This is a genomic window from Massilia sp. TWR1-2-2 (genome assembly GCF_049897565.1).
Classification (GTDB): Bacteria; Pseudomonadota; Gammaproteobacteria; order Burkholderiales; family Burkholderiaceae_D; genus JAFCUW01.
The window spans coordinates 108501-128034 of the sequence record NZ_JAFCWM010000011.1 but is presented as its reverse complement, the minus strand read 5'-3'; the positions used below and the strand labels follow the sequence as shown (position 1 = coordinate 128034).

The window sequence follows — 19534 nt, the reverse complement described above, 5'->3', positions numbered from 1 at the left end:
ACGCCCCTGGGCGTTACGCGGGCGCGAGCGCCGGATGCAAACCGGACTGCATGACCCGGCTGTGCAGCTGGCGGCCCAGTAGCTGCTCGCAGGCGCGGCCCACGTCCAGCATGGCGGCCAGGTCGATGCCGGTGCGCACGCCTTCCGACTCCAGCAGGTTCACCAGATCCTCGGTGCTGACGTTGCCGGTATGGCCACCGCCGTATTTGACTTTGGCCGGATGGCCGCCGACGCCGCCGATGGCGCTGTCGAAGTAGCGCACGCCGGCGTCGAACGCGGCCATGCAATTGGCCAGTCCCGTGCCGCGCGTGTCGTGGAAGTGCGATATGAACGTCACGTCGGGGAAGAGGGCAATCGCTTCGCCGAACAAGGCCTTCACCGTTTTCGGCGTCGCCATGCCGGTGGTGTCGCCCAGCGTTACATGGCGCACGCCGAGCGCGGCGAAGCGTTCGACGTCCTGCAGCACCGACGCGGTCGAGACCTCGCCTTCGAACGGACAGCCGAAAGCGACCGACAGCGTGCCGACCTTGCGAAACGCCCGTCCCGCCGCGGCGACCATGTCGGCGATGTTCTGCCATTGGTCCTGGCGCGAGCGGCGCAGGTTGCGTTCCGAATGGCTGTCGCTGGCCGAGGCGAGCAGGCTGATTTCGTTCGCGCCAAAACCGGCCGCATCATCGACCAGCGCCCGCTCGACGGCGCGTACATTGGCGCAGGTGGCCTTGTAAAACACGCCCGGCCGGCGCGCGATGCGGCGCAGCAGGTCGGACGCATCGCCAAACTGCGGCACCACGGCCGGATTCGAATACGACGTCGCCTCGATTCGCTCGAAACCGATAGCGCCGAACCGGTCGATCAGCGCCACCTTGGCGTCGGTCGGCACGAAATCGGGCTCGTGCTGCAGGCCGTCGCGCGCAAAGCACTCGCAGATAACGACATCGTTCATGACTGGCTCCCTGCAGTTGGCGCACCCTTTGCGGCGCCCTCGTTGCCGAAGCCGGCCAGCGCTTCCTTCCAATTAGTCTGGCGCAGGTTCTCGTCGATCGCCAGCAGTTCGATCGCCATGGCGCCCTCGCGCGTCGTTTCGACGCCCTGGTCGAGGCAGCGCTTGGTCAGCCGTACCGTCAGCGGCTGGGCGGCTGCGATCTTCTGCGCCATTCCGGCGACGGCGGCGTCGAGCATGTCGCTCTGGTACACATGGTTGACCAGGCCGATCTCCTTCGCTTCGGCGGCATCAAAGACGCGGCCGGTAAACAGCAGCTCCTTCGCCATCCGCGTGCCGGCCAGCCGCGGCAACCGCTGGGTCGCGCCGACCGTGCCCCAGCCGACTTCCGGGTAGCAGAACTTCGCCTCGGAACTGGCCAGCACGAAGTCGCACGCCGCGGCGATCTCGCAGCCGCCGCCGAACGACGGGCCATGCACCACCGCGATCACTGCCTGCGGCAAGCGCTCGATCGCCGCATAAGCGCTAAAGCCGAGCGCCCGCCGTCCCAGCATGTCGGCCGACGACAGGCTCTTGTTTTCCTTGATGTCCATGCCTGCGCAAAACGCCTTGCCGGCGCCGCGCACCAGCACCACGTGCACGCTGTCGTCGCGGCCGAGCTGGTCGGTCGCGGCGAGCAGGTCGCGGCACATCTGCGCATTGCAGGCGTTGCGCGCGTCGGGCCGATTGAGGATCAGCGTGGCGACCGCGCCCTGCTGCGTGACGATCACTGTGTCAAGTTCGAGATTGGTCATGATGCTGGAGTCCTGTTTCTATTTTGCGCCGCGAAAGCCGCGCATCATCACGTTGGCATCGCGCCCGATCGCCAGGCCCGTTTCCAGCGGCACGTCGGCAACGCGGTGAAATAGCCGCTTGGTGGCGCTCATCGCAAGCGGACTCCATGCCGCCATCATGGCCGCCAGCGCAATCGCCGTATCGAGCACGTCGGCCGCAGCGCAGACGCGGTTTGCCAGCCGCATTTCCCGCGCGCGCGCGCCGTCGATCGTCTCGCCCAGCGCGACGAGCTCGAACGCGTCCTTGCGCCCGAGCTGGCGCACCAGGTTTGACATCACGACCGCCGGCAGGATGCCGCGCTTGAGCTCGGGGTAGCCGAAACGCACATCGTCAGCCATCACGGTCATGTCGCACGCCAGTGCCAGCCCGGCGCCGCCGCCGAGCGCATTGCCGCGCACCGCGGCCACCACCGGCTTGGACATCCGCGAAAAGGCCGCATGCAAAGCGGTCGTCAGGTCGGCCCGTTGATTGACGGCCGACGGGTCGTCCGGCACCAGCGCGTCGAACTCCGACGTGTCGGCACCGGCGCAAAACGACTTGCCGCTGCCGGCCAGCACGACGCTGCGCACGGCGCCATCGGTGTCGGCATCGCGCAGCGCCTGCAGCAAACTAGTGGTCAGCTCGGTGTTGAGCGCATTGTGCTTTTCAGGGCGGTTCATCGTCAGGATGCGCACTCCGTCACGGTCTTCGACAAGCAGGCAAGTCATGGTGGATCCTCGTTGGGTTAGCCGCTACTAGTATGAGGCAGGGCGCCACCAACGGCGTGGCGCCCCGACCGGTCAGTCGAGCTTCGCGCCGGACGTCTTGACGATCTTGTTGAACTTGATCTGTTCGGAGCGGTTGTATGCTTCGAATTCGGCAGGCGTGCTGCCGACCGGGATCGAGCCCATGCCGGCGATGCGTTTCGCCGTTTCCGGATCGTGCACGATGCGGTGAATTTCGGTGGACAGCTTCTTGACGATATCGGCCGGCGTGTTGGCCGGCGCCCAGACCCCGTACCAGGTACTGATTTCGTAGCCGGGCAGGCCGGCTTCGGCCACGGTCGGCACATTCGGCAATGCCGCAACGCGCTTGGCGGTGGTCACCGCGATCGGGCGCAGCGATCCGCTGCTGATGAACGGAGTGCTCGACGGCAGCGGGTCGAACATCATGTCGACGTGACCGCCCATGACGTCGGTCAGCGCCGGCGAACTGCCCTTGTACGGGACATGCTGCAGCTTCAGGCCGGCGGCCATGTTGAATGCCTCCCCGGCCAGGTGGGGCGCGGCGCCGTTGCCCGATGAGGCGAACGTCATCGGCTTGGCCTTGGCCTGCGCGATCACGTCCTTGACGGTCTTGGCCGGGTTTTGTGCGCTCACCACCAGCACCATCGGCACATCGGCAATCTGCGAGACGGCGGCAAAATCCTTGATCGGATCGTGCGTCATCTTGGCGTACAGGCTCGGGTTAATCACGTGCAGCGACGCGTTGACAAGGATCGTGTAGCCGTCGGGCGTCGCCTTGGCCACCTGGTCGGCGCCGATCATGCCGCTGGCGCCCGGCTTGTTTTCGACCACGAACGGCTGGCCGAACTTGACGGCCAGCCCTTGCGCGACGATGCGGCCCATGATGTCGGTCGGCCCGCCCGGCGGATACGGGATGATGACCCGGACCGCCTTGGTCGGATACGCTTGCGCAAGCGCCAGTACCGGCGCGGCCAGCAGGGCGGTCGCAACGGCGAGTTTGGACAGGGTGGTGGTAGTGATTCTCATGATCTTGTCTCCTCTATCTTTCTTGGTTGGTAGTGCTGTTATCGCCGGACTTGGTGTTGCGGGTGGCGGGGGATTCGTGCTGCGGTGTGGGCGGTGAACCTTGCTGCGGGCGCGCGTACACCACGCGCGCTGCTTCCAGCGCAGCGATCTCGCGGTCGGCCAGGCCGCAGCCGCGCAGCACCTCGACGGTATGCTGGCCGAGGTAAGGCGCCAGGCAGTCCGGCGGTGGCGCGTCGAGCCCGGGCAGTACGGCGACCGGAATCGTGCCCATGCCCGGCTGGTGGCGTTCGTGGAACAGCTGCTGGTGGATTACCTGCGGATGGGCGCGAAACTGCGTGTAGTCGAACACCGGGGCGCACAGCACGTCCTGGTCCTGGAAGCGCTCGACCCAGTACGCGTTGTCCTGGTGCAGAAGCGATGCCTGGATGCCGGCGTTGATCTCGGCGGCGCGCTCCAGGCGCAGCTGGTTGGTGGCGTAGGCCGGTTCGTCGGTCCACTCCGGGCGCCCCAGCACGCGCGCCATCGCGAAAAACATCTTGTCGCGCAGCGCGGTCAGGTTGATCATGCCGTCGCGCGTGCGAAACGTCCCGGACGGCACCGTCACCGGCGTCTTCGGTATGCCGGCATGCGCATGGTCGTCGATGATCGGCAGCGCCTGCAGCGCGGCGCTCACCGCCAGCAAGGTGACGTCGATGCGTTCGCCCTGGCCGCGGCGCTGGCGCGCGAACAGCGCCGCGCCCACGCGCTGCGCGGCGTACACGCCGGCCGCCGCATCGACCAGCAGCATGCCGACTCGCCGCGGGTTGCCTTCGGCGTCGCCGTTCATGACCATCATGCCGCTCATTGCCTGTACTACCGAGTCGGCCCCGGGCAGGTCGCGCGCCGGTCCATCCTGGCCGAAGCCGGTCACCGACAGGTACAGCACGGCCGGGTTGATGGCGCGGATGGTGGCGTAGTCGAGGCCGAGCTTTTTCATCACGCCCGGACGAAAGCTCTCGATGACGATGTCGACATCGCGCGCCAGGCGCAAGATCAGCGCCGCGCCGTCGGCCTGGCTGGCGTCGATGCAGACGGCCCGCTTGCCGAAATTGGGCGTGACCGACATCGGCGTGATGCCCTCGCTGCCGCCGCCCATCAGGCGCGCCCAGTCGCCGGCAAACGGTTCCACCTTGATCACTTCAGCGCCCTGGCGCGCCAGGATGCCGCCGCACGACGGGCCGGCAATGCCCTGCGACAGATCGAGCACGCGCAATCCTGCGTAAGGCAGCGTCATTGTTTGTCCACCACGATGTGTTGATCGATGAGGGCGGCGATGCGCTCCTCCGAATAACCCAGTTCGGCCAGCACTTCCCGATTGTGTTCGCCGAAGCGGGGCGGCCGCATGCGCACCGAGCCGGGCGTGCGCGACATCTTGACCGGCACGCCGGTGCCGCGGTAGCCGTCCAGTTCGACCGCCATCTCGCGGTGCAGGGTGTGCGGGTGCGACAGCGCGGTGCCGACGTCGCGCACCGGGCCGGCCGGCACGCCGGAACGCGCCAGCTGCTCGCACAAGGCTTCGCCGTCGTGCAGCGCCAGTGCCTGCAGCAGCGTCTCGCGCAGCGCCGGCCGGTTGGCGCCGCGCGCGGCATTGGTGGCGTAGCGCGGATCGGCGGCGACGTCGTCCAGGCCAAGCGCCCTGGCCAGCGCGCAGAACTGGCCGTCGTTGCCGACGCCGATGAAGATGTCGACGGTACGCGTCGGGAATTTATCGTAAGGGACAATATTCGGATGTCCATTGCCGAGCAGCCGCTGCGGCTTTCCCGACATGAACCAGTTGGCGCCCTGCGGGTGCAGCAGCGAGATGGCGACGTCGTACAGCGCCGTTTCGATGAATTGACCGCGCCCGGAGCGCGAGCGCTCGAACAGCGCCATCGCAATGCCGAGCGTGGCATTCAGGCCGGTGGCCATGTCGACGATCGGCACGCCGATGCGGGTGGCGCCGCCTTCCGGCGCGCCGTTGATGCTCATCAGCCCGGACATGGCCTGCACCACGGCGTCGTAGCCGGGCAGGCCGCCCAGCGGGCCGTCGGCGCCGAAGCCGGTAATCTTGCAATGGACCAGGCGCGGAAAGCGCTGCGACAGCACTTCGTCGAAGTCGAGACCCCAGCGTTCCATCGTGCCGGTCTTGAAATTCTCTACCAGGACATCGGCGTCGGCCAGCATGTCGAGCAGTACCTCGCGCCCGGCCGGCACCGACAGGTCCAGCACGATGGCGCGCTTGTTGCGGTTCACGCCCATGTAATACGATGCGGCGCCGTCGGCGAACGGCGGGCCCCACTTGCGGGTGTCGTCGCCGACCGGCGGTTCGACCTTGATCACTTCGGCGCCGTGGTCGGCCAGGATCTGCGTGCACGATGGACCGGCCAACACGCGCGATATGTCGATCACCTTGATTCCGGCCAGGCTGCCTGTCAGGTTGGTTGGCATTGGTTCTCCTGTTGATTCTATGTGGGGCATCTCAGGGCACGGTGGCCAGCGCCAGCGTGAGCTCGATTAGCAGTTTGCCGGTGGTGACCTGGTCGCCGGCCGCAACCGTCAGGCCGCTGACGAAGCCGTCGGCCGGCGCGCAGTGCCGATATTCCATCTTCATCGCTTCGAGCGTTAGCAGCGGGTCGCCGGCCTTGACGGCGGCGCCATTCGCCACGAACACGGCGGCGACGCGCCCGTTCATCGCTGCGCGCACGCGGCCGTCGGCGGCGCCGTCGACGGCGGCCGATGCCGGCGCGTAGGTGACATCGTCAAACGAGTGGACCTGGCCGTCGATCTGCAGGTCGATGCCGCCATCGCGGCGCAGATACGGCACCACCGACGACACGCCGTCGACGGTGCAGCGCAGCTCGTCGTTGCCGCTGAGCGCAAGCGAGATGTCGATGGCCTGCAGCGGCAGCGCAACGTGGTAGTGATTAGCCGCTGTGTGCGTCACGCGCGCCACCGTCACGCTGCCGGACAAGGCGTCGCGCAAGTGGACCATCGCCGATGGGCGTCCCAGGGGCGCCGCCTGCCGATGGTTGCCGTCGTGCGCGCACATCGCAGCGGCGGCCAGCGCCACCACGGACGGCGGTGCGTCGGCAGCTTCGCGGAAGATCTCGTCGCGGCCCGCCTCGAGAAAGCCGGTACCCATGCCGCCGCGGACGAACAGCGGATGCTCGAGGCAGCGCGTGAGCAACGCCTTGTTCGTCTTGACGCCGAATACGACCGTGTTGGTCAAGGCGGCCACCAGCTGCGCGCGCGCTTCTTCGCGGTCACGGCCATACGCGATGATCTTGGCGAACATCGAATCATAGTACGGCGACATTTCGCTGCCCGACGACACGGCCGTTTCGACGCGCACGCCATCGGCGGCGCTCCAGCGGGCAAACACCCCGCTTTGCGGCATGAAGTTATTGTGTTCGTCCTCGGCGCACAGGCGAACTTCGATCGCATGCCCGCTCAGGCGCACCTCGTGCTGCGCCAGCGGCAGCGGCTGGCCTTGCGCGACCGCGATCTGCAGCTTGACCAGATCGAGGCCGGTGATCGCTTCGGTGACCGGGTGCTCGACCTGCAGGCGCGTGTTCATCTCCATGAAGTAGAACTCGCCGCCCTCGTCGAGCAGAAATTCGAGCGTGCCGACGCCTTCGTAGCCGATGGCCAGAGCGGCCGTTACCGCCGCCGCCCCCATCCGCTCGCGCAGCGCTTCGCTGATGCCCACGCCGGGCGCCTCCTCGATCACTTTCTGGTGGCGGCGCTGCACCGAGCAGTCGCGTTCGCCCAAGTGGATGGCATTGCCGGCGCTGTCGGCCACGACCTGGATCTCGATATGGCGCGGATTGTGAATGACGCGCTCGAGGATGACGCGGTCGCTGCCGAAGGCGTTGGCCGCCTCCGACTTGGCCGACGCCAGCGCGGCGTCGAATTCGGGCGCTGCGGTCACGATGCGCATGCCGCGTCCGCCGCCGCCGGCGGTCGCCTTGATCATCACCGGGTAGCCGACCTGCGCGGCGGCCGCGCGCAGCGCCGCCGGGTCCTGGTCGGCGCCATCGTCGCCCGGCACGCAAGGCACGCCGGCGCGGCGCATCAGCACCTTGGCGTTGGCCTTGTCGCCCATCGCGTTGATCGCTGCCGCCGACGGTCCGATGAAGGTCAGGCCGGCGTCACGGCACGCCTGGGCGAAGTCGGCGTTTTCAGCGAGGAAACCGTAGCCCGGATGGACGGCGTCGGCGCCGCTCGCTTTTGCCGCGCTCAGGACAGCGGCGACATTCAGGTAGGAAGCCGACGGCGTGGCCTCGCCGATATGGACAGCCATGTCGGCTGCGCGCACGTGCGCCGACGCCGCGTCGGCGCTGGAGTACACGGCGACGGTCTGGATGCCGAGTGCGCGGGCGGTCTTCATGACGCGCAGCGCCACTTCGCCACGATTGGCAACCAGGATTTTGCGGATTGTCGGCATAGTGTTTGTCCGTTGTGGCTTTGAAGGATGGGGCGTCGGCTCGGCTTATGGCCGCGCGACCGAGAACTGCATCGGGCGCGTGGTGCGGCGGCGCTCCTCCGCGCACACGGCCAAGGCTAGCGCCAGTACGGCGCGGGTGTCGCGCGGGTCGATCACGCCATCGTCGAGCAGGCGCGCGCTGGTGGCGAAGACGTCCATCTGCTGTTCAAAGTTATCGATGATCTGCTTGCGTAGCGCATCCATGCGCGCCTCGTCGATGGCTTTGCCGGCGCGTTCGAGTTTGGCGCGCGCGACGGTGACCATCGTCTCGGCCGCCTGCTCCGGCCCCATCACCGCGGTCTTCGCGTTCGGCCACGAGAAGCACAGGCGCGGCTTGAAGGCGCGGCCGCACATGGCGTAGTGACCGGCGCCGAACGATGCGCCGCAAAACACCGTCAGCTGCGGCACGTTGGCATTGGTGATCGCCTGGATCATCTTCGAGCCGTGCTTGATGCTGCCGGCTTCCTCGAACGCACGGCCAACCATGAAGCCGGTCGTGTTGTTCAGATAGAGCAGGGGCGTGCCGGACTGGCAGCAGGCCTGGATGAAGTGCGTGGTCTTCGACGCGCCGGCAGGGTCGATCGGGCCGTTGTTGGTGATGATGCCGACCGCGTGGCCGTCGATCCGGGCGTGCCCGCACACGGTCGCCGATCCGTACTGCGCGCCGAACTCGCGAAAGTCCGAATCATCGACCAGGCGGGCGATGACTTCTTTCATGTCGACCGGCGTCTTGTAATCGAGCGGCATCACACCGAGAAGGTCTTCGCCGTCGAAGCGCGGCGGCTTGACTGCGGGGCGCGATACTGCCGCCCGGTCGGCGTCCCACTGCAGCGAGTCCATGATTTCGCGCGCGATGCGGATCGCATCGCGGTCGTCCTCGGCCAGGTAGTCGCCCAGGCCAGATATCGAAGAGTGCATTTCGGCGCCGCCGAGTTCTTCTTCGGTGGCGATCTCGCCGGTGGCCGCTTTCAGCAGTGACGGTCCGGCCAGGAAGGCTTTCGAGCGGCCGCGCACGAGGATGACGTAGTCCGACAGGCCGGTCTGGTAGGCGCCGCCGGCGGTGGACGGACCGTGGGTGACGGTCACGACCGGCAAGCCGGCTGCCGACAGCAAGGCCAGGTTGCGGTATTTTTCGCCGCCATCGACAAAGTTTTCGACCCGATAATTCAGCAAGTTGCCGCCTGCGCTTTCGATCAGCTGCACGAACGGCAGTTTGTTTTGCAGTGCGATTTCCTGCGCGCGCAGCAGTTTTTCGAGTCCCTTCGGCTGGAAGGCGCCGGCATCGATGCCGGAGTCGGATACGACCACCATGCAGCGCACGCCGGATACGAAACCAATGCCGGCGAGCAGTCCACCGCCGGCGGTGAGCCGGCCGTCGGCGCCGGCCGGCTTCATGGCGTAGCCGGCCAGCGAGGCTAGTTCAAGAAACGGTGCGCCGCGATCGAGCAGCAGCGCGATACGGTCGACCGGCAGCAGTTGCTTGCGCTTGTCGAAGCGCGGCTTGGCTGCGGCCGACACCGCGCGGGTATCCGATTCGACCTGGTTCACCCGCGCCAGCAACGTGAGCATCGCTTCTTTGTTGCGCTGGAAGGTGGCGCTGGACGGGGAAATCTTGGTTTCTAAAATCGACATCGCAGGCACCTAGGGTTGGCAATCGGGGATCTACCGAGTTGCGCTGTACGCAAATGATTGAATCGACGTGGTGTTTTATAGTAGCGAGTTATTTCGTGTAATGCAATCGAATCGGCGGATTTGTTCGCACTGCCTTGCTATGAGCCCGTTATTGAGGCATTTATTGGTTGCGCTGTACGCAATAACATGCAAAATTCCACGTAGCGCTTGGTGCAATCGCGATTGGATGGCATGATTCTCGTTCCACAGGTGTACGGTGAAGCGACAGGGTTCCACATGACAAGCGACGACAAGGGGCAAGCGACTGAACGTGGGGGCAATGGCGTAGCCGGCTCGATCGAAAAAGCGTGCCGCATCCTGAAGGCGATGACCGATCCGCGCAATGCGCGCTTGACCGATATCGCGACCTACTGCGGCATGGAAAAATCGACTGCCATGCGCGTGCTCGACGCCCTGATGCGCGAAGAGATGGTGGTGCGCGATCCGCTGAGCAAGCGCTATACCTTCGGACCGGAGATCGCCCGCATTGGGTCCTACGGGCAGGAGCGGTTCGACTGGCGCCTGGCCAGCCGCGCCAGCATGGTGCGCCTGGCCGGCGAGTTCGAGGACACGGTGATCTTGTCGGTGCTAAGCGGCGTTGAAACCGTCTGTGTCGATGTGCAGATGGGCAGTTACCCGATCCAGGCGAATTACCAGCAACTGGGCAGCCGGCGCACGCTCGGCGTCGGCTCCGGCGGCATCGCGCTGCTCGCGGCGATGAGCGATGCCGAACGCGAGGCGGCGTTGTCGAAGATTCCGCCGCGGCTGGCAAGTTTCCCCCGGATCAGCGCCGAGTTGCTAAGCGAGCGTATCGACGCGGCGCGACGCGACGGCCACGCGATGCTGATCGACGTGGTGGTCGACCGCATCGGCGGCGCTGCGGTGGCGGTGATGGACCGCGACGGCCGGCCGGTCGCCGCGCTGTCGATCGTCGCCCTGTCCGAACGCGTCACCGCGCGCGAGAAGCAGCTGGCTGCCGCGCTGAAACGTGAGGCTGCGATCATCGGCGCCAATCTCGCCGATGCGAGTCACGGACAAGGTTGATTTTCTACTCAGTTAACAAAGGATTCAGATGCCAGTGCCAGCGATTTTTCAGGGCCTCAGACTGCCCGTCGTTTGCTCGCCAATGTTTATCGTCTCCAGCCTGGAGCTGGTGATTGCGCAATGCAAGGCCGGGGTGGTCGGCTCCTTTCCATCCCTGAATGCGCGGCCGGAAGCGGCATTCGGCGAATGGCTCACACGCATTGCGGCTGAATTGGCGGAGCACGACCGGTTACACCCTGATCAGCCGTCGGCGCCTTTTGCCGTCAACCTGATCGCGCATCGCTCCAATGTGCGGCTCGATCACGACCTGGCGGTGTGCGTCGAGCACAAGGTGCCGATTGTGATTACTTCCCTTGGCGCGCGCGAAGACGTCAATCAGGCGATTCAATCTTACGGCGGCATCGTCCTGCACGATGTCATCAACAACAAGTTCGCGCGCAAGGCGATCGAGAAGGGCGCCGACGGACTCATCGCGGTGGCGGCCGGCGCCGGCGGACATACCGGGGCACAGTCACCGTTTGCGCTGATCCAGGAGATTCGCGAATGGTTTGACGGGCCGCTGCTGCTGTCCGGCGCCATCGCCAATGGCAACGCGATTCTGGCCGCCCAGGCGGCAGGCGCGGACCTGGCGTACATTGGCTCGGCATTCATCGCCACGGAAGAAGCCAACGCTGCTCCGGCCTACAAGCAAATGGTGGTCGAGAGCAGCGCGTCGCAGATCGTGCTGACAAATTTCATCACCGGAGTGCACGGCAATTATTTGCGCGACAGCCTCGTCAACGGCGGACTTGACCCGGACAACATGGCGATTGCCGATCCATCGAAAATGGACTTCAGCGCCGGCAGCTCAAGGCCAAAGGCGTGGAAGGACATTTGGGGCGCGGGGCAGGGTATCGGCGCGGTCAAGCAGGTGATGCCGGTGGCGCAAGTGGTGGCGCGGCTGCAGGACGAGTATCGCGCGGCGCGCCAGCGGCTGGGGTGCTGATCCGCCGGTCTGAAAAAAGGGTGGCGGCACCTTGAATTTGTCAAAGATGCCAGAACGCGCGTAAAATGCGGGCTACGCGGGTGTAGCTCAATGGTAGAGCAGAAGCTTCCCAAGCTTACGACGAGGGTTCGATTCCCTTCACCCGCTCCATAGGTAAATTGGCGCTTTTTCTGGCCGTTCTCTGCTCCGCAAAAGTGGATTTGCTCCCCAAAATCCTATTTCGTCGAATCTACAATCTTGCCCCGGCGTAGGTAATGCCGCTTGGTTGTCTTCACACTGTCGTGCCCCAAAAGATCAATTGCCGCCTGCACGCCGCGCTCGTCGCTGGTGTCGTCGGCGGCCTTCGCGCGCAGGTCGTAGAAATGGAAAGCCTTGATGTCGGCGGCCATCGCTGGGTGCGCTTTGGCCGCCAGGGCGCGCGCATCGTCGAAGTGGTTGCGCAGCACAGCCGGAGTCAGGCGCTTGCCCTGCAGGTTGACCAGCAGCGCGGAAGTAACGATCTTGTGGTCGGCCTTGCGCGCGCGGATGCGCACCAGCAGCTCGGCCAGCTCGCCAGCGATGATGATGCGCAGCGCCTGCTTGGTCTTGCCCTGGGTGACGATCAGGTGGCCGTTGAGGATTACCTGATCGCACAGGGCTATGCCTGGGCGGCCTCGAGCTATTCCAAGAACTACTATGATGTCCGCGCCGGCGTAGAAGATACCAATGCACTGGCGCTCGCGTTCAACCGGATCGCCGCCGCCAATGGCCGCGCACTGTCAGCGCCCAGCAAGACTTATATTATTGGCGTTTCCATGGGCGGTCACGTGACGGCCGCAGCCATTGATGCCGAGGCGGCCGACTATGCCAATCACAAGGTGAAATACGACGGCGCAGTGCCCATGTGCGGCGTGCTGGGCGACACCGAGCTGTATGACTTCCTCGCTGCCTACCAGACCGCGGCCATGCAGCTTGCCGGCGTGCCCGCTACTACCTGGCCGGTAACAAACTGGGAAACGTTGCAGCCCACGGTCAAGAGCGCACTGTTCACAACTTTCCCCAGCACTTCGGCCACCGGCGTCACGACAGAGCTGGGCAACAAGCTCAAGACCATTGCGCAGAACCTCACCGGCGGCCAGCGCCCGATGTTCGAGGTTGGCTTTGCCAGCCCTTACACCGATACGGCCTGGGGCACGTTCGGGCGCGACGGCAAGATGCTGGGCATCCTGAACGAGGATGTGGTGTCGACCAAGGATCTCGTCTATCAACTGGACAATTTGCCTGCGCTGTCGGCGGAAGAAGCCGCCTTCAACAATACGATCTACCGGGTCCAGGCGACGCCGGACGCGAACCGCCTACGCAGGGATGGACTGCGCTGGGTGCCCAAGACCAATGCGCGCTTCAATATCCCGGTCGTTACGCTCCATGGGCTGGGCGACATGTATGTGCCCTTCAGCATGGAGCAGATCTTCAAGAAACGGGCCGACGCCCAAGGCACATCCGGGCGGCTGGTGCAGCGCGCGATCCGTGGCGTGGCGCACTGCGATTTCACGGTCACTGAGCAGGTGAAGGCATTCCAGGACATGGTGAGCTGGGAAAGTGGCGGCGCGAAGCCGCAGGGAGACGACGTGGTTACTGCGGCGACCGTAGCGGACCCAAAGTATGGCTTCAAGTTCACCGACAACACGATGACCGTGGATGAGCCTCCAACATCCGCAATCGCCAAGTCGCGTGCGCAACTCGCCGCGGCGTATCCTTGCAACTAGGAAAGCAGTAGCCTCCTGACTCAACTCGGGCCTAAGCGCCACGGATCGAAATATGTCCTGGCGCTTTGGATGCACTGCGGCTAGCAGGAGTGGCTTGCCGGCACGCCTTTGTCGGCTTCAGGGCGTCGATCACGGACTGCTCGGCGTACACGGCGTGCGGGGTGGCGTCGTCCACGCCGGGTGTGCCGAATTGGTGAATCGTTTTCATAGTTGCGCTCGCGGATTTTGACGGAATTGACTTGCTGGGCGACCCATTCGAGGTTGGCGGTCCACTTCGACTTGCCGGCCGCACGGCCGGTCATGAAATCGCAGTGGTCGGCGATGTACTCGAACAGCTGCTTCCAGTAGTCTAGGCTCTGGTGCTTGGGGTTTTCGCTCCAGCGCGCGCGCAGGGCGTTATGGCGCGCCGGGGTCCAGTCGCGCACCTCACCCAGGTCGTGCAGGTTCTGCTCGACGCGATGTAACCGATCTTGGCGCCCGACTGGTCGCGGTCCTCGCTGCGATAGCCGTGCGCGCGCAGCGCGGCGAGCGCGAGCGCGAGCGCGTGGGAGGCGTCGTAGGCCAGCGTGAAGCGGCTCGCCAGCGACAAGCCGGCATTGTGCGCGTCGGTGGCGCGCTCGACGGCCGAGCGCAGCAAGCCGTCGAATTCACGCGGGCTTGACGGCTCCGCCTTGAGCTTGCGGATCTGGGCCAAATTGGCCAAGAAGTCTGAGGCAGCGCCTCGTCGACCCGGACGAAGAGCACGGCGAGCAGTTTCTGCTGGGCAGGGGTGAACAGGGCTTCGGCGATCATGTGCCAAATTCCAGCATGACTAAGCTAAAATTTGGCATGAACTGGCCGACGCCTGGCGCTTTCATTGATCTGATCAATAATGCGGCGCAGGTCGCCGTACCATCAGCGCCGGCGATGCGCCGCTTCGATAGCCTTCAACCGCGGCATCGCCGCCGCCAGGTCGGCCATCATGGCGGCGACTTGCCGCCGCCGAGTTCGGCATGCTGGCGTTCTTGGCGACGCGGGCCTTTCCTTCTGGCGTCAGGCGTCTCGATGCAGTTCATTTCCGCGCGCGCAACTCAATACGGATCGGGCGACAGCACGCCGGCAGTCACGCCGACCGACCGGTGAATCGGAAAGCTCGACCAGTCCGACATATTAATCACCGTGTCCGAGTCAGCCAATTTGCGAATCTGTACCGCCGATGCGCCAATCGTCAGCGGCTTGCCGGACGCGCACAAGGTCGGACCCTGCGTCACGTTGACGAAATAGACGGCAGCTTCGGTAGTCGGAGCAGGGGTGTTGGTCACCCGCCGGCCGGCGTAGTGGCCATTCACCGGATCCCAATTCACCAGCAGCGCCGATTCCACGCTCACGCCAATTCCCTTGGCCGCATTATTGGCAAGCACACCGCCGGTGCAGCCGAACTGTTGGGAGCCCGATCCCGGATAGCTAGCCACCAGGCGCGATACGAACGTCACCAGGCGCCCCATGCGGTCGCGCGCATCGAGGTGCGAGTCGAAGATGGTATTGGCCAAAGCCGGCGGTGCAAGGAAGCCACCGGACGTGCTCAGCGGCGCCGGATCGAGCGTCATGTATTTGTTGTACGGGTTGCTCATCGCCTGCGCCGAAGTGACGGTGCCGCTTAAGGCCGCGTAGTCGAACTGACCCAGTACAGCGAGTCCCGCGCTGGTACCGCCGACCGGGATGTTGTTCTTCATCAGCGTGTTCAAGGTGCGCTCGAGCGCCTGGCCCTTCCACAGCTTGATGTAATCGCTCTGGTCGCCACCGGCGATCCATACCGCGTTGGCGCGGCCGACGGTTGCGTTGACGAACGCGTCGTTCGCCGCGGCGATGCTCGGGATGACGAGCGTCTCGACCGACGTCAGCCCGAGCGATGCACCACCGACCCAGCCATCGACGATGTCGGCGGAAGCGGTCGACGAAGAAGGGCTGCTGTAATAGATATACGGGTTATAAGCGCCATCGCCGGTAACGCGAATTACCACCAGACGACCGCCGGTTCCAGGACGCACGCCCGCCTGCTTGATCATCCACCGAAATGCTTCATCCACATCGGGGCCGCCGCCCATCAACACATACGATGGATATGGTTGCACGGAGCCGACGGTGGGTGCGGTAGCGGGGTTGCCAACCGAGGTATAGGTGTACGGCGGGGGTTTACCTGCGTAAGCGGCGCCGATCGCCGTCGTCAGCGACAGCGCCAGGACGGAGTTGCAGACGATGCGCCATGCGCGCTTCTGGCCCAACGCTTCGTATAGAAAATTGGTCACGGTCCACTCCCAGGCTAAAGATTGTCCATTCTACTCATAAAAAACAGCGCCGAAGCGCTGTGTTAAATATTTATCTAAATTGACAAATTTGCCCGAGAAGGTCGTGGGCGGAGATGAACTTTTCCCGGCAGCGTCTGCATGGCGAATGTGGATCAGCCGTGGAAGCAAACGCATATCCGGGTCAATAACTTCAACCGGGCGTTGATGTTCTATGCGAAAAACACATGTGACAGCACCGACTCCCCCTTTGTTATACGTGCTCCTTTCGATCGACCAGTACCTTCGAACAGCGCATGAAGTGATCGAACTTGCCCGCCAAATCCTGGGCCAGGGCGTCGAGATCCTGCCCCTTGCCCCGCGTGACAATTTCCTGAAACCGGTCATGGAAGCTGTCGTTCGCTTCCTTCCAGATCTTGTGGGCAGTGCGGAATTCGTCGACGGGTGTCGGCTCGGACAATTGAGTCTGGATCATATCGTTCTCCCTTGATTGGCAACGGCTGACCAGGAATTTCTCCGCCGCCGTTGCAGCATACGCCGTGTTTATGACCGGTTCGTTTCAAGGTTTGGTAGTGGCGATCCTGATCTTGTCTACGAGCCTCCAGCCGCCTTTCGCGTCCATTCGCAAGGTAAAGCGGACCGGTATCGATGGCGCGCTGCGCGGGTCATTCGGCGCGTATTCGATGCCCTCGAGTACCAGCGCATCGGCGTCGCTGCTGACGCCCCGGCTGACGAAACGAACCGGACTGTCGAAGGCGGCCACCGGTGATGAGAGTTCCGGCTGAACGACGTACTGGCCGGTATTGATGGTGGCGATCGACAGGCGCGTCATTTCCGCTCCGGAGCCCTCCATGCAACCGAGGTCGCCGTGCCATAACACCGCGTATTTCGACAGCGCTAAACCGCCGTCGTCCTGGTACGCGCTCAACGTCAGCACATCTTCTGGCTTTATCGATACGCCGCCGCAGGAGACAGCATTCGCGTAGCGCTCGACGACATCCGCAACGCCGCGCTTGATGTCGATTTCCGAACGAGGCGCCGCTGATGCGTCAAGCGAAATGGCCAGGCCGGCCACCAGCACGACTGCGAGTTTCATGAAGGATTCCGTCAAGAGTTGAACGCCCATGTTGCCTGAAAACTAGTGGAAAAGATCATGTTGGCGACCCTGTGGCAACAATATTTATTCGCTACCCGTATCCCCGGTCCTTTCCGTCGTGACGGCGACGCAACGCGGCCGCAGGAAAGTGCGCGTGCGTGCTGCGCGCGCAGGCCCAAAGCGTAAAATCGGGTTAGCGGGTGTTCGATCTCGGAATCTTGATTTATCAACGACCGGAGAATCTCATGCAAAAGCGCAGCTTCCTGCTTCACACCACGGCGGTGCTCGCCTTGTCAGCCTTGGCCCTTAGCGGGTGCAGCATGACGAAGGATACGTCCTCCACAGCGGGCCAGGCCGACAATGCCGCCGTGCGTACCGAAATTCGCACTGGCGTGGACACGACGCTGACGCGACTGTATTCCCAGGCGGCCGGCTCGCGCGAGCTGGTGTCGAAGGCCGAAGGCGTGTTGGTGTTTCCGCGCGTGCTCGCGGCCGGCTTCGTCGTCGGCGGCGAATATGGCAGAGGCGAACTACGCGTCAAAGCAAAACACAGCGGCTACTACAATCTGGCGTCGCTGTCGGTCGGCTTCCAGGCCGGCGCCCAGTCGAAAGCCATGGTGATCCTGTTCATGACGCGCGACTCGCTGGAAAAATTCCAGGCGGGCAGCCACGGCGGCTGGAACCTCGGCGCCGACGCGTCGGTGGCACTGGTGAGAGTGGGCGCCAACGGCCAGATCGACACCACCACCGCGACCCAGCCGGTGCAGGTGATTGTGATGACCAACGCGGGACTGATGGCCAACCTGAGTCTGGAAGGCACCAAAATCACGCCGATCAATTTGTAGCCGCGGCGCGGGCCGGCGGTACCGGCTTCTTCTGGTGTGCGGTGGAGGTAGGGCGCGCCGCGTCCTATCGGGCGAACAATGTTGTCCAAATTGTATAAAATCGGACGAGTTCGACTATTGCCCCACCATTCAAGGAGAAACCCATGCGTGACGCCGTCCCTGTGCGCCTGCTTGCAGCCAGCCTAGTCCTGAGCCTGGCAGCCTGCAGCGAAAAAGCCCTGCTGCCATCGACCGCGGGCGTCGGCCCGGCACCGGTCATTCCCGAGCCGGTCAAGAGCCTGATCCCCACCGTCGACATCGCGCCGGCCAAGGGCTGGCCGGCCGGCGTAATGCCGACCGCGGCGTCCGGCATGGTGGTCAACGCGCTGGCCACTGGCCTAGTGCACCCGCGCTGGCTGCACGTGCTGCCCAACGGTGACGTGCTGGTCGTCGAGACCAACGCGCCGCCGCGGCCGGAAGACGGCAAGGGCATCAAGGGCTTCGTCATGAAAAAAGTGATGGCCAAGGCCGGCGCCGCGGTACCGAGCCCGAACCGCATCACCTTGCTGCGCGACGCCGACGGCGATGGCGTCGCCGAGACGCGCACCGAATTCCTCAAAAATCTCAATTCGCCGTTCGGCATCGCGCTGATCGGCGACATGCTGTATGTCGCCAACACCGACGCGGTGGTGCGCTTCCCGTACAAGGCGGGCGATACGACGATCACCGCGGCGCCGGTCACGGTCGCGGCGCTGCCTGGCGGTCCGCTGAACCACCACTGGACCAAGAACATCATCGCCAGCAAGGACGGCAGCAAGCTGTACGCGACGGTCGGCTCCAACAGCAATGTCGCCGAAAATGGCATGGACAAGGAAGTGAACCGCGCCGCGATCCTCGAGATCGACCTGAAGACCTCGGCCACGCGCCTGTTCGCGTCGGGCCTGCGCAACCCGAACGGCATGGGCTGGCAGCCGCAAAGCGGGGAGTTGTGGACCGTCGTGAACGAGCGCGACGAACTGGGCAGCGACCTGGTGCCCGACTACCTGACGTCGGTCAAGGACGGCGCCTTCTACGGCTGGCCGTACAGCTATTACGGCAGCCACGTCGACAAGCGGGTCGAGCCGCCGCGGCCTGACCTGGTGGCCAAGGCCATCAAGCCGGACTATGCGCTCGGCACCCACGTCGCGCCGCTCGGCATGGTGTTCTACGAGGGCAGCCTGTTCCCGGCGACGTACGCCGGCGGCGCCTTTATTGGCCAGCACGGCTCGTGGAACCGCAAGCCGCTCAACGGCTACAACGTCGTCTTCGTCCCGTTCGTCGGCGGCAAACCGAATGGCAAGCCGATCGAAGTGCTGACCGGTTTCGTCAACAAGGACGGCGACGCGTACGGCCGCCCGGTCGGTGTGGCGGTGGACAAGGCCGGCGCGCTGCTGGTCGCTGACGATGTGGGCAACGTGATCTGGCGCGTCAAGCCGGCGCAGTAGCGCTGTGACGCTGGCGCACTGCCAGCATGGCAGACGGTGTCACCTGCAGCCGTCGACCAGCAGCATGGGCAGAGTCGTCCACACGATGCCCATCGTCGCCAGGACCGCGCTGCCGGCCGCCGCCCAGTCGAGCAGGCTGATGTCGCCGCCGGCGTGGCGCAGCGTCCTGCGGGCGCGCCACAGCATCAGCGCGCACGCCGCCAGGGCCAACGCCGACAGCACCCACAGCATCCAGCGCCGCGGCGACTCCGGCGAAATCGCCGCCGGGCTGCATTGCGCCGCTACCAGCACGTAAGCGGCGAACCAGTGCGCCGCCCACACCATCAGTGGCAAAGTGCCGTGCAGCAGCCGACTCCAGAAATGGTCGCGCATGG

18 protein-coding genes and 1 tRNA gene are annotated in these 19534 nt (G+C 64.8%); 5 read left to right on the top strand and 14 right to left on the bottom strand.

What is annotated here, in order from left to right; genetic code table 11:
* Positions 1-13: 13 nt before the first annotated feature.
* The 8 genes from ACP7DD_RS12640 to ACP7DD_RS12605 form a co-directional block, all read right to left on the bottom strand.
* Entirely contained in the window at positions 14-943 is a 930-nt protein-coding gene (locus tag ACP7DD_RS12640) for a hydroxymethylglutaryl-CoA lyase (RefSeq protein ID WP_426175163.1), read from the bottom strand.
* The gene (locus ACP7DD_RS12635; protein WP_426175162.1) at positions 940-1734 is read right to left on the bottom strand and encodes an enoyl-CoA hydratase/isomerase family protein; all 795 of its coding nucleotides are present in this window, start codon (positions 1732-1734) and stop codon (positions 940-942) included. Before ACP7DD_RS12635 ends, ACP7DD_RS12640 begins: the two co-directional genes overlap by 4 nt.
* A gap of 18 nt (positions 1735-1752) precedes the next feature.
* Positions 1753-2481 carry an enoyl-CoA hydratase/isomerase family protein gene (locus tag ACP7DD_RS12630; RefSeq protein ID WP_426175161.1) on the bottom strand — a complete coding sequence of 243 codons (729 nt, stop codon included), beginning with the start codon at positions 2479-2481 and terminating at the stop codon, positions 1753-1755.
* Between the two features lie 72 nt (positions 2482-2553).
* Positions 2554-3525, bottom strand: a complete 972-nt coding sequence (locus ACP7DD_RS12625; protein WP_426175160.1) for a tripartite tricarboxylate transporter substrate binding protein — start codon at positions 3523-3525, stop codon at positions 2554-2556.
* Positions 3526-3538: 13 nt separating this feature from the next.
* The gene (locus tag ACP7DD_RS12620; RefSeq protein WP_426175159.1) at positions 3539-4798 is read right to left on the bottom strand and encodes a CaiB/BaiF CoA transferase family protein; all 1260 of its coding nucleotides are present in this window, start codon (positions 4796-4798) and stop codon (positions 3539-3541) included.
* Positions 4795-5991 carry a CaiB/BaiF CoA transferase family protein gene (locus tag ACP7DD_RS12615; RefSeq protein WP_426175158.1) on the bottom strand — a complete coding sequence of 399 codons (1197 nt, stop codon included), beginning with the start codon at positions 5989-5991 and terminating at the stop codon, positions 4795-4797. The genes ACP7DD_RS12620 and ACP7DD_RS12615 overlap by 4 nt, the downstream gene beginning before the upstream one ends.
* Before the next feature lie 31 nt (positions 5992-6022).
* Positions 6023-7990: an acetyl/propionyl/methylcrotonyl-CoA carboxylase subunit alpha gene (locus ACP7DD_RS12610; protein WP_426175157.1), complete on the bottom strand. Its 1968-nt coding sequence runs from the start codon at positions 7988-7990 to the stop codon at positions 6023-6025.
* Between the two features lie 45 nt (positions 7991-8035).
* Positions 8036-9661 carry an acyl-CoA carboxylase subunit beta gene (locus ACP7DD_RS12605; RefSeq protein ID WP_426175156.1) on the bottom strand — a complete coding sequence of 542 codons (1626 nt, stop codon included), beginning with the start codon at positions 9659-9661 and terminating at the stop codon, positions 8036-8038.
* A gap of 276 nt (positions 9662-9937) precedes the next feature.
* Here ACP7DD_RS12605 and ACP7DD_RS12600 point away from each other — a divergent pair, with 276 nt between their 5' ends.
* From ACP7DD_RS12600 to ACP7DD_RS12590, 3 genes are all read left to right on the top strand, one after another.
* Complete coding sequence (locus ACP7DD_RS12600; RefSeq protein ID WP_426175155.1) at positions 9938-10744, top strand: IclR family transcriptional regulator; 807 nt, start codon at positions 9938-9940, stop codon at positions 10742-10744.
* A gap of 28 nt (positions 10745-10772) precedes the next feature.
* Complete coding sequence (locus ACP7DD_RS12595; RefSeq protein WP_426175154.1) at positions 10773-11729, top strand: NAD(P)H-dependent flavin oxidoreductase; 957 nt, start codon at positions 10773-10775, stop codon at positions 11727-11729.
* Between the two features lie 76 nt (positions 11730-11805).
* Positions 11806-11879 (top strand) — tRNA-Gly (locus ACP7DD_RS12590).
* A gap of 65 nt (positions 11880-11944) precedes the next feature.
* Here ACP7DD_RS12590 and ACP7DD_RS12585 read toward each other — a convergent pair.
* The 5 genes from ACP7DD_RS12585 to ACP7DD_RS12565 all read right to left on the bottom strand — a co-directional run bounded on the left by ACP7DD_RS12585 (position 11945) and on the right by ACP7DD_RS12565 (position 16852).
* Positions 11945-12289, bottom strand: a complete 345-nt coding sequence (locus ACP7DD_RS12585) for a tyrosine-type recombinase/integrase (protein ID WP_426175218.1) — start codon at positions 12287-12289, stop codon at positions 11945-11947.
* A gap of 1534 nt (positions 12290-13823) precedes the next feature.
* Complete coding sequence (locus tag ACP7DD_RS12580; RefSeq protein ID WP_426175153.1) at positions 13824-14177, bottom strand: hypothetical protein; 354 nt, start codon at positions 14175-14177, stop codon at positions 13824-13826.
* A gap of 367 nt (positions 14178-14544) precedes the next feature.
* Entirely contained in the window at positions 14545-15759 is a 1215-nt protein-coding gene (locus ACP7DD_RS12575; RefSeq protein WP_426175152.1) for a cyanophycinase, read from the bottom strand.
* 250 nt (positions 15760-16009) lie between these two features.
* On the bottom strand, positions 16010-16231 hold the full coding sequence (locus ACP7DD_RS12570) for a hypothetical protein (RefSeq protein ID WP_426175151.1): 222 nt from the start codon (positions 16229-16231) through the stop codon (positions 16010-16012).
* Positions 16232-16315: 84 nt separating this feature from the next.
* A complete protein-coding gene (locus tag ACP7DD_RS12565; protein WP_426175150.1) occupies positions 16316-16852 on the bottom strand; it encodes a hypothetical protein in 537 nt (178 codons plus the stop codon).
* Between the two features lie 245 nt (positions 16853-17097).
* On the opposite strand from ACP7DD_RS12565, the gene ACP7DD_RS12560 reads away from it, so the two are divergent.
* Both ACP7DD_RS12560 and ACP7DD_RS12555 read left to right on the top strand, forming a co-directional pair.
* Positions 17098-17697 carry a BPSL1445 family SYLF domain-containing lipoprotein gene (locus ACP7DD_RS12560; RefSeq protein ID WP_426175149.1) on the top strand — a complete coding sequence of 200 codons (600 nt, stop codon included), beginning with the start codon at positions 17098-17100 and terminating at the stop codon, positions 17695-17697.
* A 143-nt stretch (positions 17698-17840) separates the two neighbouring features.
* The gene (locus tag ACP7DD_RS12555) at positions 17841-19160 is read left to right on the top strand and encodes a PQQ-dependent sugar dehydrogenase (RefSeq protein ID WP_426175148.1); all 1320 of its coding nucleotides are present in this window, start codon (positions 17841-17843) and stop codon (positions 19158-19160) included.
* A gap of 39 nt (positions 19161-19199) precedes the next feature.
* On the opposite strand, the gene ACP7DD_RS12550 is transcribed toward ACP7DD_RS12555, so the two are convergent.
* Positions 19200-19532 carry a hypothetical protein gene (locus ACP7DD_RS12550; protein WP_426175147.1) on the bottom strand — a complete coding sequence of 111 codons (333 nt, stop codon included), beginning with the start codon at positions 19530-19532 and terminating at the stop codon, positions 19200-19202.
* Positions 19533-19534 lie beyond the last annotated feature (2 nt).

Coding starts and splice junctions, on each gene's coding strand:
- ACP7DD_RS12565 (WP_426175150.1), bottom strand. CDS start 16,852: ATGAAACTCGCAGTCGTGCTGGTGGCCGGCCTGGCCATTTCGCTTGAC.
- ACP7DD_RS12625 (WP_426175160.1), bottom strand. CDS start 3,525: ATGAGAATCACTACCACCACCCTGTCCAAACTCGCCGTTGCGACCGCC.
- ACP7DD_RS12615 (WP_426175158.1), bottom strand. CDS start 5,991: ATGCCAACCAACCTGACAGGCAGCCTGGCCGGAATCAAGGTGATCGAC.
- ACP7DD_RS12595 (WP_426175154.1), top strand. CDS start 10,773: ATGCCAGTGCCAGCGATTTTTCAGGGCCTCAGACTGCCCGTCGTTTGC.
- ACP7DD_RS12610 (WP_426175157.1), bottom strand. CDS start 7,990: ATGCCGACAATCCGCAAAATCCTGGTTGCCAATCGTGGCGAAGTGGCG.
- ACP7DD_RS12570 (WP_426175151.1), bottom strand. CDS start 16,231: ATGATCCAGACTCAATTGTCCGAGCCGACACCCGTCGACGAATTCCGC.
- ACP7DD_RS12640 (WP_426175163.1), bottom strand. CDS start 943: ATGAACGATGTCGTTATCTGCGAGTGCTTTGCGCGCGACGGCCTGCAG.
- ACP7DD_RS12630 (WP_426175161.1), bottom strand. CDS start 2,481: ATGACTTGCCTGCTTGTCGAAGACCGTGACGGAGTGCGCATCCTGACG.
- ACP7DD_RS12555 (WP_426175148.1), top strand. CDS start 17,841: ATGCGTGACGCCGTCCCTGTGCGCCTGCTTGCAGCCAGCCTAGTCCTG.
- ACP7DD_RS12550 (WP_426175147.1), bottom strand. CDS start 19,532: ATGCGCGACCATTTCTGGAGTCGGCTGCTGCACGGCACTTTGCCACTG.
- ACP7DD_RS12620 (WP_426175159.1), bottom strand. CDS start 4,798: ATGACGCTGCCTTACGCAGGATTGCGCGTGCTCGATCTGTCGCAGGGC.
- ACP7DD_RS12605 (WP_426175156.1), bottom strand. CDS start 9,661: ATGTCGATTTTAGAAACCAAGATTTCCCCGTCCAGCGCCACCTTCCAG.
- ACP7DD_RS12560 (WP_426175149.1), top strand. CDS start 17,098: ATGCAAAAGCGCAGCTTCCTGCTTCACACCACGGCGGTGCTCGCCTTG.
- ACP7DD_RS12600 (WP_426175155.1), top strand. CDS start 9,938: ATGACAAGCGACGACAAGGGGCAAGCGACTGAACGTGGGGGCAATGGC.
- ACP7DD_RS12635 (WP_426175162.1), bottom strand. CDS start 1,734: ATGACCAATCTCGAACTTGACACAGTGATCGTCACGCAGCAGGGCGCG.